This is a genomic window from Synechococcus sp. CS-1329, assembly GCF_025128055.1.
Lineage (GTDB): Bacteria > Cyanobacteriota > Cyanobacteriia > PCC-6307 > Cyanobiaceae > Regnicoccus_A.
The window spans coordinates 1-14,213 of sequence record NZ_JAHLYS010000006.1; the positions used below are offsets into that span (position 1 = coordinate 1).

Sequence of the window (14,213 nt, forward strand, 5' to 3'; positions counted from 1 at the left end):
CCTTGCATTCCCAGCCGCGGCGTGCAGCGGCGGCAGAAACAGCCCTGGTTCACGCGGGTGGAACTGCCGCCACTGCCAAACCCAACAGCGCAGCTGGCGGTCGCATGACTGTCTCAATTGAGAAGTGTCGGGCAGTCAGGCGCCGAGGTCATCGAAAAGTATCTGGGCTCGGGCATGATCCGCGGCATCGGCCCGATTTACGCCAGCAGGCTGGTGGCCACCTTCGGCGATCAGGTGTTCGAGGTGATCGAGCCGGTGTCGATCAGGCCGATCGTGGCGAGCACGGCCATGCTGAGCCGCACCCAGGGTCGGCTTGGCTCCTGGCCGGACCGACGGCTGGAGAGAGGTTTGGATCGCGTAGCGCTGCTCACAGGCTGAGAGAAGGTTGGAGATCCCGCTATTGAAAGGCCTAAAGTGGCTACAGGGTCAAGGGCTTAGAGTCCTGAATAAGTGTCTGCCACCGACCGGGGAGGAAGGACCGATGCAGATCGGCGAGTTGGCACGGTCCACCGGGGTGAAGATCGAAACCATCCGCTATTACGAACGCGAGCACCTGCTGTCGGTGCCGCAGCGCACGGATGGCAACTACCGCCTTTATTCCCCGCGGCATGTGGAGGAGTTGCGCTTCATCCGCTACTGCCGCAGCCTCGACATGGGCCTGGAGGAGGTACGCATCCTGATCAGGGCGCTCGACACACCGTCCGGAAGCTGTCTGACGGTGAATGGCCTGCTGGACGAGAAGATCGCCGAGGTCGATGCACGCGTGAATGATTTGCACAAACTCCAGGATCAGCTGCGGAAGCTCAGAGGGCTTTGCCGGCAACCGGATCAGTGGGAGATCTGCGGTATTCTCGCCGAGCTGAATCGCTGCGCCGAAAGCAGAAAGCCAGTCGTTTGAAAATTCACAGTGGTTGATCAGAAGACTGGCAGAACTTACAAGCCTGGTGATGTCAGTTCATGACGGGCTTGAATTATCTGAAGGAGGAATATCCACACGTATAAGGTGTGCCACCTGCCGGTTATTGTGGGACAGCCGCGAGAACTTCATGGCAATCTCGATTCCGCCCGATACTGGTTCGCGCGGACGATTCATTTGCCTGCGCGGGAAGTGCCATGGAGCCGAAGGTAATCCCACCTAAATGGAGTAAAGTAAGAAAAGTGATTATCATCACACAGTAATCAAATGACACAGCCGCCGTACACCCTCCACTAAGGGGAGACTCAAGCCAGGAGAGATCCAGGACTGCTTAGCCACGAAGGGGGAGGAGATTGGGCCTGCGCAGCAGCCGCAGGCCATTGGCGATCACGATCAGGCTGGTGCCCATGTCCGCAAAGACCGCCATCCACATCGTGGCATTTCCGGCCACGGTGAGCACCAGAAAAATGGCCTTGATTCCCAGTGCCAGCACAATGTTCTGGCGCAGGATTCGGAAGGTGCGGCGAGAGAGTGCGATCGTTTCAGGTACGCGCATCAGATCGTCGTTCATGATCACCACATCGGCAGCTTCAATGGCGATGTGGGTGCCGGCTGCCCCCATCGCAAAACCGATGTCCGCCTGGGCCAGAGCCGGCGCATCGTTGATGCCATCGCCGGCCATGGCCGCGAATCCATAGCGGGTCTGCAGGGCGGCCACCGCCTCGAGCTTCTCTTGCGGCAGCAGGTTGCTCCGCACTTGCTCGATGCCGGCCAAGGACGCAATCGCGCCGGCGGTGGCTGCGTTGTCACCCGTGAGCATCACCGGGGTGACGCCGAGGGCCCGCAGGGCCTCCATGGCGGCCGCGGAGCTGGGCCGAACGGTGTCGGCGACGGCGATCAGGGCGAGCACGCCGCTGTCATCGGCCAGCAGGCTGAGCGAATGGCCCTGGCGCTCGTGAACCTGCATCGATGCTTCCAGGTCGCTGGAGCAAAGCCCCAGCTCCTCGATCCAGCGGTGATTGGCCAGCATCAGTGGCCGCCCCGCAATCACGCCCCGCACCCCGCGCCCCGGCAGGGCCTCGAAGGCCTCCACAGCCAGCCGCTCGCCATCTAGGCCGGCGGCCACCGCCCGCGACACCGGATGGTCGGAGCGCTCCGCCAGGCTGCTGGCCAGCTGTTTCAGAGCGCCAGCGTCCGCCCCTTCTCGCCGTGAGGAGAAGGCCACCAGCTTGGGCTGGCCCAGGGTGATCGTTCCGGTCTTGTCGAGGGCCAGCGCCTTGATCTTGCGGGCCTCCTCGATGTAGAGGCCACCTTTGATGATGATGCCGCGGCGGGCGGCGGTGGCCAGGCCGCTCACCACCGTGACCGGGGTGGCGATCACCAGCGCGCAGGGGCAGGCGATCACCAGCAGCACCAGTGCCTTGTAGATCGCCTGGAGTGGGGTGAATCCCAGCAAGGGCGGCGCCAGCAGGGCGACAGCCAGGGCCACCACGAACACCGCCGGGGTGTAACGGGCCGCAAAACGATCGACGAAACGCTGGATCGGGGCACGGGAGGCCTGGGCTTCCTCCACGGCCTGGATGATGCGCGCCAGGGTGCTGAGCGAGGCGGGCGCCGTCACCTGGATTTCCAAGGCGCCGCCCTGGTTGATCGTGCCCGCAAACACCGCATCACCTGGGCCTTTGTCGACCGGCAGGCTTTCGCCAGTGATCGGGGCCTGGTTGATCGCACTCTCGCCGCTGATCACCGTGCCATCGAGCGGCAGCCGTTCTCCCGGGCGGACCCGCACCACATCGCCGATGGCCACAGCACTGGCCGGCACGCGTTGCCAGCGGCCATCGCTCTGGCGGATCTCCGCCTCATCGGGGGCCAGGGCCATCAGGCTGGTGATCGCCTGGCGAGCCCGCTCCACCGCCCGCGCTTCGATCGCCTCGGCCACGGCATAGAGCGCCATCACCATGGCGGCTTCCGGGAAGCGGCCGATCAGGAAGGCGCCCGTGACCGCCACGCTCATCAGCGCATTGATGTTCAGCCGGCCTTGGCGCAGGGCCGCGAGGCCCTTGCGAAACACGGAGAAGCCCGCCAGGGCGATCGCGGTGATGGCGATCCCGCCTTCCAGCAGCCCATGGCCCGGGAAGGGGGGAACGACCAGATGCAGGAGCTCCGCCGTGATCGCCAGCGCCAGGGATCCCGCCAGGCGGAGCCGTTCACGGCGCCCTTCAGCGCGGGTCTGGGCGGCGGCCGGCCGGTGATCCGGGCTGATCGGCTCCGGGTTGAACCCCAGCCGGCGGATCGCAGCAAGGGCGGAGCTCAGCGCGGCCGCTTCGGCATCGATCGCCAGAACCCGCTCGGCGAGCAGGAACCTCAGGCCGCGGATGCCGTCAACACCTGCGAGGGCATGGCGGATCTCGCCTTCCTCCGTGGCGCAATCCATTGCGCTGATCCGAAACAGCGCTTCTCTGGCGCTTGCCGGCTCCGGCTGCGGTTCCGTGGTGGCTCCGGCCTTCTGTCCGCTGGTTCCGCTGCTGCAGCAATGTTCCGCCATGGTCCTGTCATCCAGACCCCAGCAAACAGCCTGTAGTTACTTCAGGGTCAAGGGTCTGGGCGGGCCATTTGCCCGCAGGCTGTAGATCAATGCAGCTGGGAACACTCCCGATCCCGCAACTCCTGATCCAGCCCATCGGCCTGCCGGGCCAAATTGGCTCCAGTCGCCGTGTAGAACCTGAACTGCTGTCGGTTGACGTAGAGAATCCGCTGGCTGCGCAGCAGCTGTTCTTCCCCCTTGGGGCGGCAGTCGATCAGGGCCTAGTAGTCGATGGTCAGCTCGTTGCGGTCGTTGGCATTGGCCCCATCGGCCTGCTGGCTGAGGATCGGGCAGATTCGTTCGCGGATGGTTCGAACCAGGGCGATTTCGGCCTTCATGGCCTGCTCGGCCAGGGCATTGCGTTGATCCAGCAGGTTCTGACACGCCTCCAATTCCAGGGCTGATTCAAAGTGTGTCACAGGTGCTCTGGCCTGAGCTGCCAGCATGGGGTTTGCTCGGTGGTATCGCCTTCTCCCTGTGCCCGAAACCGCTTCTGCCGCAACTGATCTTGATCTGATCAGTTACCTGCAGGCGATACCGGATGCCCGCATGCGGCGTGGGGTCCGCATCCCGGCCTGGTATCTGCTGCTGGTGGCGGTGCTCGGGATCCTGAGCGGTTGCCAGAGCCTGCGGGATCTGGAGCGGTTTGCTCGGCGCCACCATTCGGTGCTCTCTAAGCAGCTGGGCCTTGAACTGCGGCGGCCCCCATCGGATTCGGCGTTCCGCTACTTCTTCCTGCAGGTGGATGTCGCAGCCTTGTGCGCGTCCATCTGTGACTGGACGATCGCCCAGATCCCTGGTGGTGCAGCGGATCTCGATCAGCTGGTGTGTGATGGCAAGACGCTGCGGGGTTTGATCGAGCCCACTGCCGGTGGTGGTTCAGCGTTCATTGCCCAGGTGACGCTCTACTCAGCCGCTTTGGGAGTGGCGATCAGCCAGGCCTGTTACGCCACCGGCGAAAACCACCAGCGAGCGGTACTCAAGCAGCTGCTGGGCGAGCTCGAACTGGAGGGGGTGCTGATCCAGGCGGATGCCCTCCACACCCAGAAACCGTTTACGGGCAGCTCCAGGAGCAGGGGGCCGACTTCCTCCTGACGGTGTAGCCGAAGGCTTCTCAGAAGGAGTAAGCCAACCAGAAGACACGGCATCGCCAGATCCGATGCCAGTTCCAGGGGAAACGCCACATCCCTGTTGAGGCGAGTGTTTTCGAGGAGGGTCATGGTCGTGCCATGACCTGGACGCTCCGCGCCAAACAGGCACCGGAGCACATCCGTGAGGCATGGAGCGGCACCAGCTGGATCGTGAAAGTGATCGCCGTCGGCATTCGCGACGGCAAGACCTTCCGGCAGACCCATTTCTTCCTCACCAGCTTGCGCACCACCCCAGAAGCCTTGCTGCAACTGGTGCGCGACCGCTGGAGCATTGAGGGCTGGCACTGGATCCGTGACACCCAGCTGCATGAGGATGCCCACCGCTACCGGGGCAAAGGCGCCGGAGCGATGGCGACGCTACGGACCGCAGCCCTCAACCTGCTCAGGCTGGCTGGATTTCAGTCGATCCGAGCGGGCATGCAGGCCGTCACTCACGACATCACGGCGCTATTGGCGATGGCGACGAGAAAGCCAGAACCAAGCTTGAGCTAAGACTTTGAATCAGCCCTTGGGGCACCCGGCGCTGTCCGGGCTTCATGGCTATACGCATCTCAGCCTCGCAGTCCTTGAACGCATCACGCTTCTCAATGCCGATGTGGCCAGCATCGCCATAGATCACGCGCTCCTCTCCATGGACTCGATCGGCCGCTGTGTTCAATTCGTGGATATTGGCTGCCGTGCTCACCACGGAGTGGACCAATCCAGAGGTGCTGTCAACGCCGATGTGGCAGCGCATCCCAAAGAACCACTACTTGCCCTTGGCGACCGAGTGCATCTCAGGATCCCTCTCGCCCTTCTTGTTCTTGGTGGAGCTGGGCGCATTGATGATCGTTGCATCGAGGATCGTCCCCTCCTTGAGCATCACGCCCTTCTCGCTCAGGTTCTGGTTCACACTCTCCAGGATCTGCTCCGCGATCTGGTGCTCTTCCAGTAGGTGACGGAAGTTGAGGATCGTTGTCTCGTCAGGGATCCGGCCCTCGATCATGTCGATACCGGCAAAGCGGCGGAAGCAGGGGGTGTCGATCAGCATCTCCTCCATCAATGGGTCGGAGAGTGTAAACCACAGCTGCAGGAGGTGGATTCGCAGCATCACCTCCAAAGGGAAAGGAGGTCGCCCGCCCTTGGCAGTGGGCTTGTAGTAAACAGGCTGGATCAGAGCCAGGAATGATTCCCAAGGAACTGTGGCTTCCATTTCATCAAGGAAACGCTGGCGACGTGTCCTCTCCTTGGCGTAGGTCTGCTCGTAGTCCGTGAAACCCAGCTGGGGGGGTGTTGCCATCCGTTCCCAGTCTCAGTCTTGGATCTGGGTTGATTCTATAGGGTTTTTCAGGGGTTCCTTAGAGTCTCCCCATAGAAGGAGAGTCAAGCCCATGACAGCCGTTGGCATGAAGATCGGGGCCCTCGCCATCCGCAGTGGCCTGCCGATCAAGACCCTCCGCTACTACGAAGATCTCGGCCTCCTGCCGGCGGTGGGCCGCAGCGAAGGCGGTTACCGCCTGTTCGCTGAGGAGAGCCTGCGGCGCCTGGACTTCATCCGGCGGCTCAAGAGCCTCGGTCTGACTCTTGATGAAATTCAGGAGTGTCTGGCGGTGCACGATGCCGGTGAGCTCCCCTGCGGCGATATCCAGCGGCAGCTCCAACGGCAGATCGATCTGGTGGACGGAAGGCTGCGGGAGCTGCGTCTGTTCAGGAGGGAACTGCAAAGCCTGCTGCAGAACTGGCAAAGCGATCCAGCGCCGAACACGGCCGTGATCTGCCCGAATCTCAACGTCTGAGCAGCCCCCGGCCGGCGGAGGTCCCGTGAACATTCGGCTGAATTGTCAAGCCACTTGCTAGCCCATGCCCACCTTGGAGATGGACGGTAAGCGAGCGGTGGCGAAACGATGGCCAACAACGATTCACCCCGAAGACTCTTCGGACGGCCAGCCCTTGTGGTGCTGGCCACGGGAGGCATCATCACGGTCTCCCTTTGGGCTGGCACCCGGTGCATGTCCCAGGGTTGGGGCGGTGCAGGCATGCATGGAACTGGAGGAGGACCAGGCATGCCCGGGTATGGAGGAGGCTTGGGTGGCCCGGGTCAGATGGGGATGGGCTATTCGGATCAGCAGTTCATCGTGATGATGATCCCCCACCACGATGGGGCGATCGCCATGGCCGATCTCGCCCTCACCCGCGCCAAGCGGCCCGAGATCAAGGCCCTGGCGAAGAGCATCAAGGCCAGTCAGACCCGCGAGAACGCCCAGATGCGTGCCTGGTATAAGCAGTGGTACGACAAAGATGTGCCCAGTTGGGGACCGGGCACAGGCTGGGGTTGGCAGGGGGGAATGGGCATGGGGATGGGAATGGGCATGGGTGGAGGTATGGGTGGGGGCGCCATGGGCGGGTGGACGAACCTCTCTGCCCTGAGCGCAGCCCCGGACTTCGACCGTGCCTTCATCGAGCAGATGATTCCCCACCACCAGATGGGCGTGATGATGGCCTCGATGGCCCAGACCAATTCCCAGCACCCGGAGCTTCGTCAGTTGCAACAGGCCATGGTGCGGGTGCAGAGCGATGAAATCCAGCAGATGTCCCAGTGGTACCGCAGCTGGTACGGAGCGTCTTGAGTTTGGGATCACCTCCCAGCCCTCCCACCTACTTCTGCATGACGTTTACTCCTTTCCCTGATCCCCGCCCTGTGCTGAGGGACTGACTGAGCCATGGCCGCCAGTTGCTGCACTTCTGCCCGACCCGCTGGGAGCGCACCTACCAACGGCTGGAGATCAGCACCGGCGAGTTGCTCCCCGATCAGGAGATCCTGTTGCTGAAATCACGCCGAGAGCTGAGCCGGGCTGAGGCCCTCAAGCTGTGGGCTGAGAAACGCAAGGCGGGCTGGAGCCCCTGCAGCCCCCAGTGGTGATCGTCACCATCCCCCAAACCGATCCACCCCCCACCAAGCTGAGCTCTGAACCGATGGCCACCTCCTTGCCGATCAGCAGCAGCCGTCAATCCCGGTGCTATCGCTTGGTGGACCATCACGGCCAACCGCACCTTGAGCTTGATGAGCACTTCGACTCGATTGAGGAGGCTTGGTCGTTTGCCATCCGCTGGTGGCAGCAGCAGCAACCCGCTGGCGCACCAGACACCCAGGTGGGGCTTGGTTTGGAGGTGAGCACCGAGAGCGGCAGCTGGCGCACCCTGCGCCACCCGCAAGGCTGAAGCCTGCAAAGGTGAGCCCACAGGCCACACCCGCCCTGCCACGCCCGTCTCCCAGCGATCCGGCCCAGGCCAGCCCGCAGCCCACCGAGGTGCTGGCGGGCTCGATCGAGCGCGTCACCTTCCACAACGCCGAGAACGGATTCTGCGTGCTGCGCATCAAGGCCCGCGGCCACCGCGATCTGGTGACGGTGGTGGGCCATGCCGCTGAGATCAGTGCCGGCGAATGGGTGACGCTGAGCGGTACCTGGGTGAACAGCCGGGAGCACGGCCAGCAGTTCAAGGCCTCCTTCCTCAGGGCCTCAGCGCCCACCACCGCCGAGGGGATCGAGAAGTACCTGGGCTCAGGAATGATCCGCGGCATCGGCCCGATCTACGCCAGCAAGCTCGTGGCAGTGTTCGGCGATCAGGTGTTCGAGGTGATCGAGCAGGCCCCCGAGCGGCTGCGGGAGGTGCCCGGCATCGGCCCGGTGCGGGGTCAGCGGATCAGCCAGGCCTGGGCCGATCAGAAGGTGGTGCGCGAAATCATGGTCTTCCTGCACAGCCATGGCGTTGGCACGGCCCGGGCGGTACGGATCTTCAAGACGTACGGCAATGACGCCGTGCAGGTGATGGCCGAGAACCCCTACCGGCTGGCGCGCGATATCCGCGGCATCGGCTTCCGCACGGCTGATGCGATCGCCGCGCGGCTGGGCATCAAGCCCGAGGCGATGATCCGTCTGCGCGCCGGCATCAGCTACGCGCTGCTGGAGGCCAGCGGCGATGGGCACTGCGGCCTGCCTGCCGCCGAGCTGCTCCAGCTAGCCGGTGAGCTGCTGGCGGTGGAGCGGCCAAGCGGAGCACTCGATGAGAGCGGCGCCACCAGTCGGGTACCCCTTGAGGCGGGGCTGATCGAGAGCGCCCTGGACCTGGAGCTGGCCGAGGGCTCCGTGGTGGCCGACACCCTGGCCGGTGAGCCTGCGATCTTCCTTGCCCATCTGCATCGTGATGAGCGCCGCATCGCGGCGTCCCTCCAGGCGCTGGCGGTGGGCTGCCCGCCCTGGGGAAGCATTGAGGCCGCCAAAGCCATCCCCTGGGTGGAGCAACGCCTCGGCCTGGAGCTGGCCGCCAGCCAGAAGGCAGCGGTGGAGCAGGCCCTGGCCAGCAAGGTGCTGGTGATCACCGGCGGGCCGGGGGTGGGGAAGACCACCTTGATCAACGCCATCCTGCGCATCCTGGCGGCCAAGAAGCTGCGCATCCTGCTCTGCGCCCCCACCGGTCGTGCCGCCAAGCGGATGGGCGAAACCACTGGCCTGGAGGCCAAGACGATCCACCGGCTGCTGGAGTTCGACCCGGCGGCCTTTGGCTTCAAGCGCAACGCCGAACTGCCGCTGGAGTGCGACCTGCTGGTGGTGGATGAAACCTCCATGGTGGATGTGCCGTTGATGGCCTCCCTGCTGGACGCCCTCCCAGCCGAGGCGGCCCTGCTGCTGGTGGGCGATGTGGACCAGCTGCCCTCGGTGGGGCCCGGCCAGGTGCTCGCCGATCTGATCAACAGCGGCGCGCTGCCGGTGGCCCGGCTGACGGAGGTGTTCCGGCAGGCGGCCTCCAGCCGCATCATCACCACCGCCCACGCCATCAACGCCGGCACCATCCCCGATCTGCGGCCGCCGCCGGCTGAGTCCACCACCGACTTCTATTTCCTGCCTGCGGAAACACCCGAGCAGGCGGTGGCCCTGATCCTCAAGGTGGTGGGCGAGCGCATCCCGGCCCGCTTTGGCCTCGATCCGATCGCCCAGGTGCAGGTGCTCTGCCCGATGGCGCGCGGTGGTTGCGGGTCACGGTCGCTCAACATCGAGCTGCAGCACCTGCTCAACCCCGATCCACCTGAGCAGGTGGAGCGTTTCGGCTGGCGGTTCGCACCGGCCGACAAGGTGATGCAGGTGGCCAACGACTACGAGAAGGAGGTGTTCAACGGTGATGTGGGCACGGTGGAGACGATCGATGCCGATGCCAGTGAACTGACGGTGCGATTTGACGGGCGTGAGGTGACCTACGGCTGGGGCGAACTCGACAACCTGGTGCCCGCCTACGCCTGCACGATCCACAAGAGCCAGGGCAGCGAATATCCTGCCGTGGTGATCCCTTTGCTCACCCAGCACTACGCGATGCTGCAGCGCAATCTGGTGTACACCGGCATCACCAGAGGCAAGCAGCTGGTGGTGCTGGTGGGTCAGAGAAAGGCGCTGGCGATGGCGGTGAAGAACCACCTGGGCAGGAGGCGCTACACCAAATTGGCGGAGTGGCTGGGCTGATCCATCAGCTGTCAACCTGATTAACAAGGGACGGCCAAGGCCACGGTGATGTCCACCAGCTCCCGGGCCCGGTGGCATCCCCGCTGCAGATTCGGCCTTTTGAGCCGGCCGACTGGCCTGGAGTGTGGCGGCTGCTGGAGCCGTTGTTCCGCGCCGGCAAGACCTTTCCCCGCAACCCGGCCATCAGCGAGGCGGAGGCCTGGGAGTTGTGGGTCAAGCAGAGCCAGGCGGCGATGGTGGCAGTTGATTCAACCTGGTGGTGAGCACCAACACCGTTGGCTTCCGCTGCTGGGAGCGCCCGCCATAGGGGAATTGTGCCGTTGCGGCACAACAGCTTTGAGGATTACTGCACTTCTGGAAGTGCAAAGTTAAGTGCAGCTTTGCTGAGGCCTGTGGTTGCCTGCTCCAGCTTCAGTGGAGGCCAGGCGTCGAGACGTCGATCTTGTTGAGCTGAATGCCCAAGTAGGTGGCTTCGCGGTTGAGGGCCTTTTTGATGTCGATGTTGCCAGCTGCGGCAGCGGAGGCAAAACGGACGAGGAGCGAGTCCCGAAGGGCTTGTTCGCGGGCAGGGCTGGTGGGGGCTTTGGACATTGGGTGGGACTGGGAGAAGCGTGGAATCTGATCCTCACTTCAACGATAATCGCTATCGCCCCAGGGCTGGCCCTGATTTGTCTGTAGCTCAATACACTGAACTGTGTCGTGAGTCACGGTTCTGGCCCCTTGGCATGGGAAGGGAGCGCGGCTCAGAGCCCTTCAGGCCTCCAACCGCTGGGTGGGTGGCAGCAGCCACAATGGTTCGAGCTGAACACTGGTTCCATGACAGTTGGCAACCTCCTCTCAGGCACGGCGGTCGCGTTTCTCTTTCTCGGCGGTCTTGTGCTGTTCACCGACGTGGAGCTGGGGATGGTGCGCTGGGTCAACTGCGGCACCTGGTCCTCCGAAGTGTCCCGTCAGGAGAAGGAGTGCCGCTGATCCTTGAGCCACCTGAGAGTGGGGCACGCCTTCCGGCATCCCGCGCTTACAGGGGAGGCGCCAGGCGCGAACATCCAGGGATCACCGATCGATTGATGACAGCCATGGGATCGTCAACGGATTTCCCTGAGGCCTTGGCTGCCCTGGGCCTGGGGAACGCCCATCGCCGCCAGGCTCAGCAGCGGCGGACGTGTTGAGCGGACTTCTCTCCTGACAGTGGGGGGAGCCTTACTTGCTGACTGCCTTCCAAATCCACCAGGCCACCAGGCCGACAAGCACCCAGGGAACCAACGACCGCAAGACCACAAAGACCAGCAGAACCACCAAGGCAGAGACGGCCGTCCGCTTGGTGAGCGCCTTCGACTCATCGGTCATGTAGCGCCAGCGGGGAATCAGTGACATCGGTGAACTTGGATCTGGCCTTGCATTCTCCTGCAGCTGGGCTACAGGAGGCGTTCCAGGCACAGGAATCAGCCGAGGAAAGCATCCAGGAAACTGAGCGGCCTGGCCATGGTTTCCGAGAATCCGAGAATGCCGCGGTCCCGGTAGCTGTACAGAAGCGTGTCGTCGGCCTCCAGGAGGAAGGTGCCGCCCCGCTGGGTGAGGAAGTCGTCGCGGGGCACGTAGGTGCGCCAGTGGCCCAGCACTTCGCTCATGTTGCGCAGCCGCACCGTGGCCAGCTCGAAGGGCCGCTGGAAGCCACGGCCGCCAGCTCTGGCGAAGAACGACCCCCGGATCGGCGGCAGGGGGCCCGCCTGGATGGTCTCGTCGTCGGCGATGCGCTGGGGAGCGCTGCGATCGCCCGTGTAGCCCCGCAGCACCTCGGCCAGGGTGCCGGGGGAGCCGATCCCGGCGCACATCAGCAGCAGGTTCGGCCAGGGGCCGCCGATCTGCCGCAGGCCTTCGTAGAGCCCCAGGGCCCGATGCAGCTGGGGTTCAGCGTCCACCTGCAGCCGCTCGCTCGGAAAGCCGGTGAAGGCGCAGAAGCGCTGGCGGCTGGCCTCATCACCGATGCCGATGGCCAGCACGGCGATGCCGGCGGCCTCCAGCTGCGGCCATACCGCCACCAGGGCCTGGGCGTATTCAATGCTGTCGAAATCGCCCAGCTGGGGGAGCAGGAGCACCAGCCGGCGGCGGCCCTTCTCCATTCCCCCCACCGTCGCTAGCCGATCCAGCAGCAAGGCTGCAGCGTCCGGTCGGGGCTCACCTCCTGTTGGGTCGGCCAGAGGCAAGGGGTTGGTCACGGGCAGGGGTCGCTCACGTCTGGAACCATCGTCGCCCGCATCAGGAACGCCTCGGCTTCAATCAAAGTGAGTTCTGGCTTGGTACCCCGCCTTGGACCGCCCCCTGCTCCTGCGCGCCGAGGGTCTCAAGCGCCAGCTGGGGGATCGACTCCTCTGGAGCCAACTCGATCTGGAGCTGGCCGCCGGTGAGCTCCTGGGGCTGGTGGCGCCCTCGGGGGCGGGCAAGACCCTGTTGCTGCGCGCCCTGGCCATGCTCGATCCTCTGCAGGACGGCACGATCAGCCTGCAGGGGCGCACGCCGACAGCCTGGGGTTTACCCCGCTGGCGCTCGATGGTGCTCTACCTCACCCAGCGGCCCGTCGCCCATGGGGGAACGGTGGAGGCGAACCTGCGCTCACCTTGGACATTCCAGGAGTTGCGCGGGCGTGGGGGCTGGCGGCGCGAGCGGATCACGGGCTGGTTGGCAGCCCTGGGGCGTGATCCATCGTTCCTGGCCTACGACGCCGAGCGGCTCTCTGGCGGCGAGCTGCAGCTGATGGCGCTGCTGCGGGCCCTGCAATTCGATCCCACCGTGCTGCTGCTGGATGAACCCAGCGCTTCCCTTGATGGGGCCACCACCGCCGCGCTCGAGGCCCTGCTGAATGAGTGGCTCGCCGCCGGCCCCCGCGCCGCCGTGTTCACCAGCCACGACAGCGAGCAGATCCAACGCTTCGCCAGCCGCACCCTGGAGCTCCGTCCATGACCCCCTCGAGTTCCGGAGCCCTGACGATCAGTGATGGCCGCCTGGCGCTTTCTGCCCTGCTGATCCTGGTGAACGTGGGGCTTTCGGCGGCGCTGCGCCTGGGCCTGGCTCGCAGTCTGCTGCTGGCCTCCCTGCGCATGGTGGTGCAGCTGCTGCTGGTGGGCTTCGTGCTCGAGTGGCTGTTCCGCCAGGACCATGCACCGCTGATCGTGCTGGTGGGGGCGGCGATGGCCATGATCGCCGGGGTTTCGTCCGTTCAGCGCACCCGGCGCCGCTTCGCTGGCATCTACCTCAACAGCCTGCTGTCGGTGATGGCCTCCTCGGCGCTGGTGACTGGCCTGGCGGTGGCAGGGCTGATCCAGCCCCAGCCCTGGTACAACCCCCAATACCTGATTCCCCTGCTGGGGATGGTGCTGGGCAACACGCTCAACGGCATCTCCCTGGGACTCGATCGCTTCATGGAGGGGTTGCGCAACGGGCGTGATCGGGTGGAGACGGCCCTGGCCCTGGGGGCGACCCGTTGGGAGGCCTGCCAGGAGGTGGTGCGCGATGCCATCCGCGTGGCGATGATCCCCACGATCAATTCGATGATGGTGATGGGGCTGGTGAGCCTGCCGGGGATGATGACTGGCCAGATCCTCCAGGGGGCTGCGCCGGAGGCGGCTGTTCGCTACCAGATCGTGATCCTGTTCATGATCGCTTCGGCAACGGCGCTGGGGGTGTTCGGTGTCGTTGGCCTGGCCTACAGGAGGCTCACCAGCGCCGACCATCAACTCCGGCTCGATCGTTTGCGCAACGTTGGCGGGTAGGGCCTCCCCCTGCGGCAGGAAAGAAGTCCGCTCGCTCCTACGCCTGCACGATCCACAGGAGCTAGGGAAGCTCTGGACAACAAGGGTTCAAGGAGCGCGCCTGGCCTTGATTGTCTCTGGTAACCATTTTGATCGCTGATCGAGCGTAGATCAGCTCGGTTTCATTGATTTGGATGCTGAATTTCGCTCATTTGGGGTAGCGCTTTCCCAAAATGAGTACACCACGCCCCCAATTATGTGCTGCATAGCAGTTCATGCCGTGCCATGAACAGGTTGGAGAGAGCCGCCAGCACCTTCACCTTGCAG

At 64.4% G+C, this 14,213-nt stretch carries 19 protein-coding genes and 1 pseudogene; 13 read left to right on the forward strand and 7 right to left on the reverse strand.

Features of this window, described 5'->3' with window-relative positions; all coding sequences use genetic code 11:
- Positions 1-174: 174 nt before the first annotated feature.
- On the forward strand, positions 175-378 hold the full coding sequence (locus tag KQ304_RS13660; RefSeq protein ID WP_311133872.1) for a hypothetical protein: 204 nt from the start codon (positions 175-177) through the stop codon (positions 376-378).
- Between the two features lie 103 nt (positions 379-481).
- The gene (cadR, locus tag KQ304_RS00755) at positions 482-898 is read left to right on the forward strand and encodes a Cd(II)/Pb(II)-responsive transcriptional regulator (protein ID WP_259735222.1); all 417 of its coding nucleotides are present in this window, start codon (positions 482-484) and stop codon (positions 896-898) included.
- Positions 899-1,247: 349 nt separating this feature from the next.
- Here cadR and KQ304_RS00760 read toward each other — a convergent pair whose 3' ends face one another.
- A complete protein-coding gene (locus tag KQ304_RS00760; protein ID WP_259735223.1) occupies positions 1,248-3,350 on the reverse strand; it encodes a cation-translocating P-type ATPase in 2,103 nt (700 codons plus the stop codon).
- 371 nt (positions 3,351-3,721) lie between these two features.
- Positions 3,722-3,892: a hypothetical protein gene (locus KQ304_RS00765; RefSeq protein WP_259735224.1), complete on the reverse strand. Its 171-nt coding sequence runs from the start codon at positions 3,890-3,892 to the stop codon at positions 3,722-3,724.
- Positions 3,893-3,944: 52 nt separating this feature from the next.
- Between KQ304_RS00765 and KQ304_RS00770 the strand changes: the two genes are divergently transcribed.
- The gene (locus KQ304_RS00770) at positions 3,945-4,595 is read left to right on the forward strand and encodes an ISAs1 family transposase (protein ID WP_259735225.1); all 651 of its coding nucleotides are present in this window, start codon (positions 3,945-3,947) and stop codon (positions 4,593-4,595) included.
- A gap of 47 nt (positions 4,596-4,642) precedes the next feature.
- Positions 4,643-5,143 (forward strand): annotated as a pseudogene (locus KQ304_RS00775) (transposase); the annotation flags it as partial.
- Here the strand turns inward: KQ304_RS00775 and KQ304_RS00780 are convergent.
- Together KQ304_RS00780 and KQ304_RS00785 are read right to left on the reverse strand one after the other, a co-directional pair.
- The gene (locus KQ304_RS00780) at positions 5,091-5,387 is read right to left on the reverse strand and encodes a transposase (protein WP_259735226.1); all 297 of its coding nucleotides are present in this window, start codon (positions 5,385-5,387) and stop codon (positions 5,091-5,093) included. The pseudogene KQ304_RS00775 and the gene KQ304_RS00780 overlap by 53 nt on opposite strands.
- A gap of 12 nt (positions 5,388-5,399) precedes the next feature.
- The gene (locus KQ304_RS00785) at positions 5,400-5,930 is read right to left on the reverse strand and encodes an IS5 family transposase (protein WP_259735227.1); all 531 of its coding nucleotides are present in this window, start codon (positions 5,928-5,930) and stop codon (positions 5,400-5,402) included.
- Positions 5,931-6,021: 91 nt separating this feature from the next.
- On the opposite strand from KQ304_RS00785, the gene KQ304_RS00790 reads away from it, so the two are divergent.
- The 6 genes from KQ304_RS00790 (at position 6,022) to KQ304_RS00815 (ending at position 10,403) form a co-directional block, all read left to right on the forward strand.
- Complete coding sequence (locus KQ304_RS00790) at positions 6,022-6,426, forward strand: heavy metal-responsive transcriptional regulator (RefSeq protein WP_259735228.1); 405 nt, start codon at positions 6,022-6,024, stop codon at positions 6,424-6,426.
- Positions 6,427-6,738: 312 nt separating this feature from the next.
- Positions 6,739-7,257 (forward strand): DUF305 domain-containing protein, encoded by a 519-nt coding sequence (locus KQ304_RS00795; RefSeq protein ID WP_259735229.1) that lies wholly within the window; start codon positions 6,739-6,741, stop codon positions 7,255-7,257.
- Between the two features lie 104 nt (positions 7,258-7,361).
- A complete protein-coding gene (locus KQ304_RS00800) occupies positions 7,362-7,550 on the forward strand; it encodes a DUF1651 domain-containing protein (protein WP_259735230.1) in 189 nt (62 codons plus the stop codon).
- A gap of 53 nt (positions 7,551-7,603) precedes the next feature.
- A complete protein-coding gene (locus KQ304_RS00805) occupies positions 7,604-7,849 on the forward strand; it encodes a hypothetical protein (protein WP_259735231.1) in 246 nt (81 codons plus the stop codon).
- Positions 7,850-7,860: 11 nt separating this feature from the next.
- On the forward strand, positions 7,861-10,140 hold the full coding sequence (locus tag KQ304_RS00810) for an ATP-dependent RecD-like DNA helicase (RefSeq protein WP_259735232.1): 2,280 nt from the start codon (positions 7,861-7,863) through the stop codon (positions 10,138-10,140).
- Between the two features lie 71 nt (positions 10,141-10,211).
- Positions 10,212-10,403, forward strand: a complete 192-nt coding sequence (locus tag KQ304_RS00815) for a hypothetical protein (RefSeq protein WP_259735233.1) — start codon at positions 10,212-10,214, stop codon at positions 10,401-10,403.
- A gap of 148 nt (positions 10,404-10,551) precedes the next feature.
- Here the strand turns inward: KQ304_RS00815 and KQ304_RS00820 are convergent, their stop codons facing one another.
- Positions 10,552-10,731, reverse strand: coding sequence for a hypothetical protein (locus KQ304_RS00820; protein WP_259735234.1), 180 nt, complete (start codon positions 10,729-10,731; stop codon positions 10,552-10,554).
- 225 nt (positions 10,732-10,956) lie between these two features.
- Here KQ304_RS00820 and KQ304_RS00825 point away from each other — a divergent pair, with 225 nt between their 5' ends.
- Positions 10,957-11,112 (forward strand): hypothetical protein, encoded by a 156-nt coding sequence (locus tag KQ304_RS00825; RefSeq protein ID WP_259735235.1) that lies wholly within the window; start codon positions 10,957-10,959, stop codon positions 11,110-11,112.
- A gap of 228 nt (positions 11,113-11,340) precedes the next feature.
- Here the strand turns inward: KQ304_RS00825 and KQ304_RS00830 are convergent, their stop codons facing one another.
- Complete coding sequence (locus tag KQ304_RS00830) at positions 11,341-11,514, reverse strand: hypothetical protein (RefSeq protein ID WP_259735236.1); 174 nt, start codon at positions 11,512-11,514, stop codon at positions 11,341-11,343.
- A 68-nt stretch (positions 11,515-11,582) separates the two neighbouring features.
- Positions 11,583-12,260: a peroxiredoxin-like family protein gene (locus KQ304_RS00835; protein ID WP_259735239.1), complete on the reverse strand. Its 678-nt coding sequence runs from the start codon at positions 12,258-12,260 to the stop codon at positions 11,583-11,585.
- A 187-nt stretch (positions 12,261-12,447) separates the two neighbouring features.
- Here KQ304_RS00835 and KQ304_RS00840 point away from each other — a divergent pair, with 187 nt between their 5' ends.
- Together KQ304_RS00840 and KQ304_RS00845 are read left to right on the forward strand one after the other, a co-directional pair.
- Positions 12,448-13,098 carry an ATP-binding cassette domain-containing protein gene (locus KQ304_RS00840; RefSeq protein ID WP_259735237.1) on the forward strand — a complete coding sequence of 217 codons (651 nt, stop codon included), beginning with the start codon at positions 12,448-12,450 and terminating at the stop codon, positions 13,096-13,098.
- Entirely contained in the window at positions 13,095-13,907 is an 813-nt protein-coding gene (locus KQ304_RS00845; protein WP_259735238.1) for an ABC transporter permease, read from the forward strand. The genes KQ304_RS00840 and KQ304_RS00845 overlap by 4 nt, the downstream gene beginning before the upstream one ends.
- Positions 13,908-14,213: the final 306 nt, after the last annotated feature.

What these genes read in the sequence shown, in the direction of transcription:
- KQ304_RS13660 (WP_311133872.1), top strand. Translation starts at nt 175, where the DNA reads ATGATCCGCGGCATCGGCCCGATTTACGCCAGCAGGCTGGTGGCCACC.
- cadR (WP_259735222.1), top strand. Translation starts at nt 482, where the DNA reads ATGCAGATCGGCGAGTTGGCACGGTCCACCGGGGTGAAGATCGAAACC.
- KQ304_RS00760 (WP_259735223.1), bottom strand. Translation starts at nt 3,350, where the DNA reads ATGGATTGCGCCACGGAGGAAGGCGAGATCCGCCATGCCCTCGCAGGT.
- KQ304_RS00770 (WP_259735225.1), top strand. Translation starts at nt 3,945, where the DNA reads ATGGGGTTTGCTCGGTGGTATCGCCTTCTCCCTGTGCCCGAAACCGCT.
- KQ304_RS00780 (WP_259735226.1), bottom strand. Translation starts at nt 5,387, where the DNA reads ATGCGCTGCCACATCGGCGTTGACAGCACCTCTGGATTGGTCCACTCC.
- KQ304_RS00785 (WP_259735227.1), bottom strand. Translation starts at nt 5,930, where the DNA reads ATGGCAACACCCCCCCAGCTGGGTTTCACGGACTACGAGCAGACCTAC.
- KQ304_RS00790 (WP_259735228.1), top strand. Translation starts at nt 6,022, where the DNA reads ATGACAGCCGTTGGCATGAAGATCGGGGCCCTCGCCATCCGCAGTGGC.
- KQ304_RS00795 (WP_259735229.1), top strand. Translation starts at nt 6,739, where the DNA reads ATGGGCTATTCGGATCAGCAGTTCATCGTGATGATGATCCCCCACCAC.
- KQ304_RS00805 (WP_259735231.1), top strand. Translation starts at nt 7,604, where the DNA reads ATGGCCACCTCCTTGCCGATCAGCAGCAGCCGTCAATCCCGGTGCTAT.
- KQ304_RS00820 (WP_259735234.1), bottom strand. Translation starts at nt 10,731, where the DNA reads ATGTCCAAAGCCCCCACCAGCCCTGCCCGCGAACAAGCCCTTCGGGAC.
- KQ304_RS00825 (WP_259735235.1), top strand. Translation starts at nt 10,957, where the DNA reads ATGACAGTTGGCAACCTCCTCTCAGGCACGGCGGTCGCGTTTCTCTTT.
- KQ304_RS00830 (WP_259735236.1), bottom strand. Translation starts at nt 11,514, where the DNA reads ATGTCACTGATTCCCCGCTGGCGCTACATGACCGATGAGTCGAAGGCG.
- KQ304_RS00835 (WP_259735239.1), bottom strand. Translation starts at nt 12,260, where the DNA reads ATGGAGAAGGGCCGCCGCCGGCTGGTGCTCCTGCTCCCCCAGCTGGGC.
- KQ304_RS00845 (WP_259735238.1), top strand. Translation starts at nt 13,095, where the DNA reads ATGACCCCCTCGAGTTCCGGAGCCCTGACGATCAGTGATGGCCGCCTG.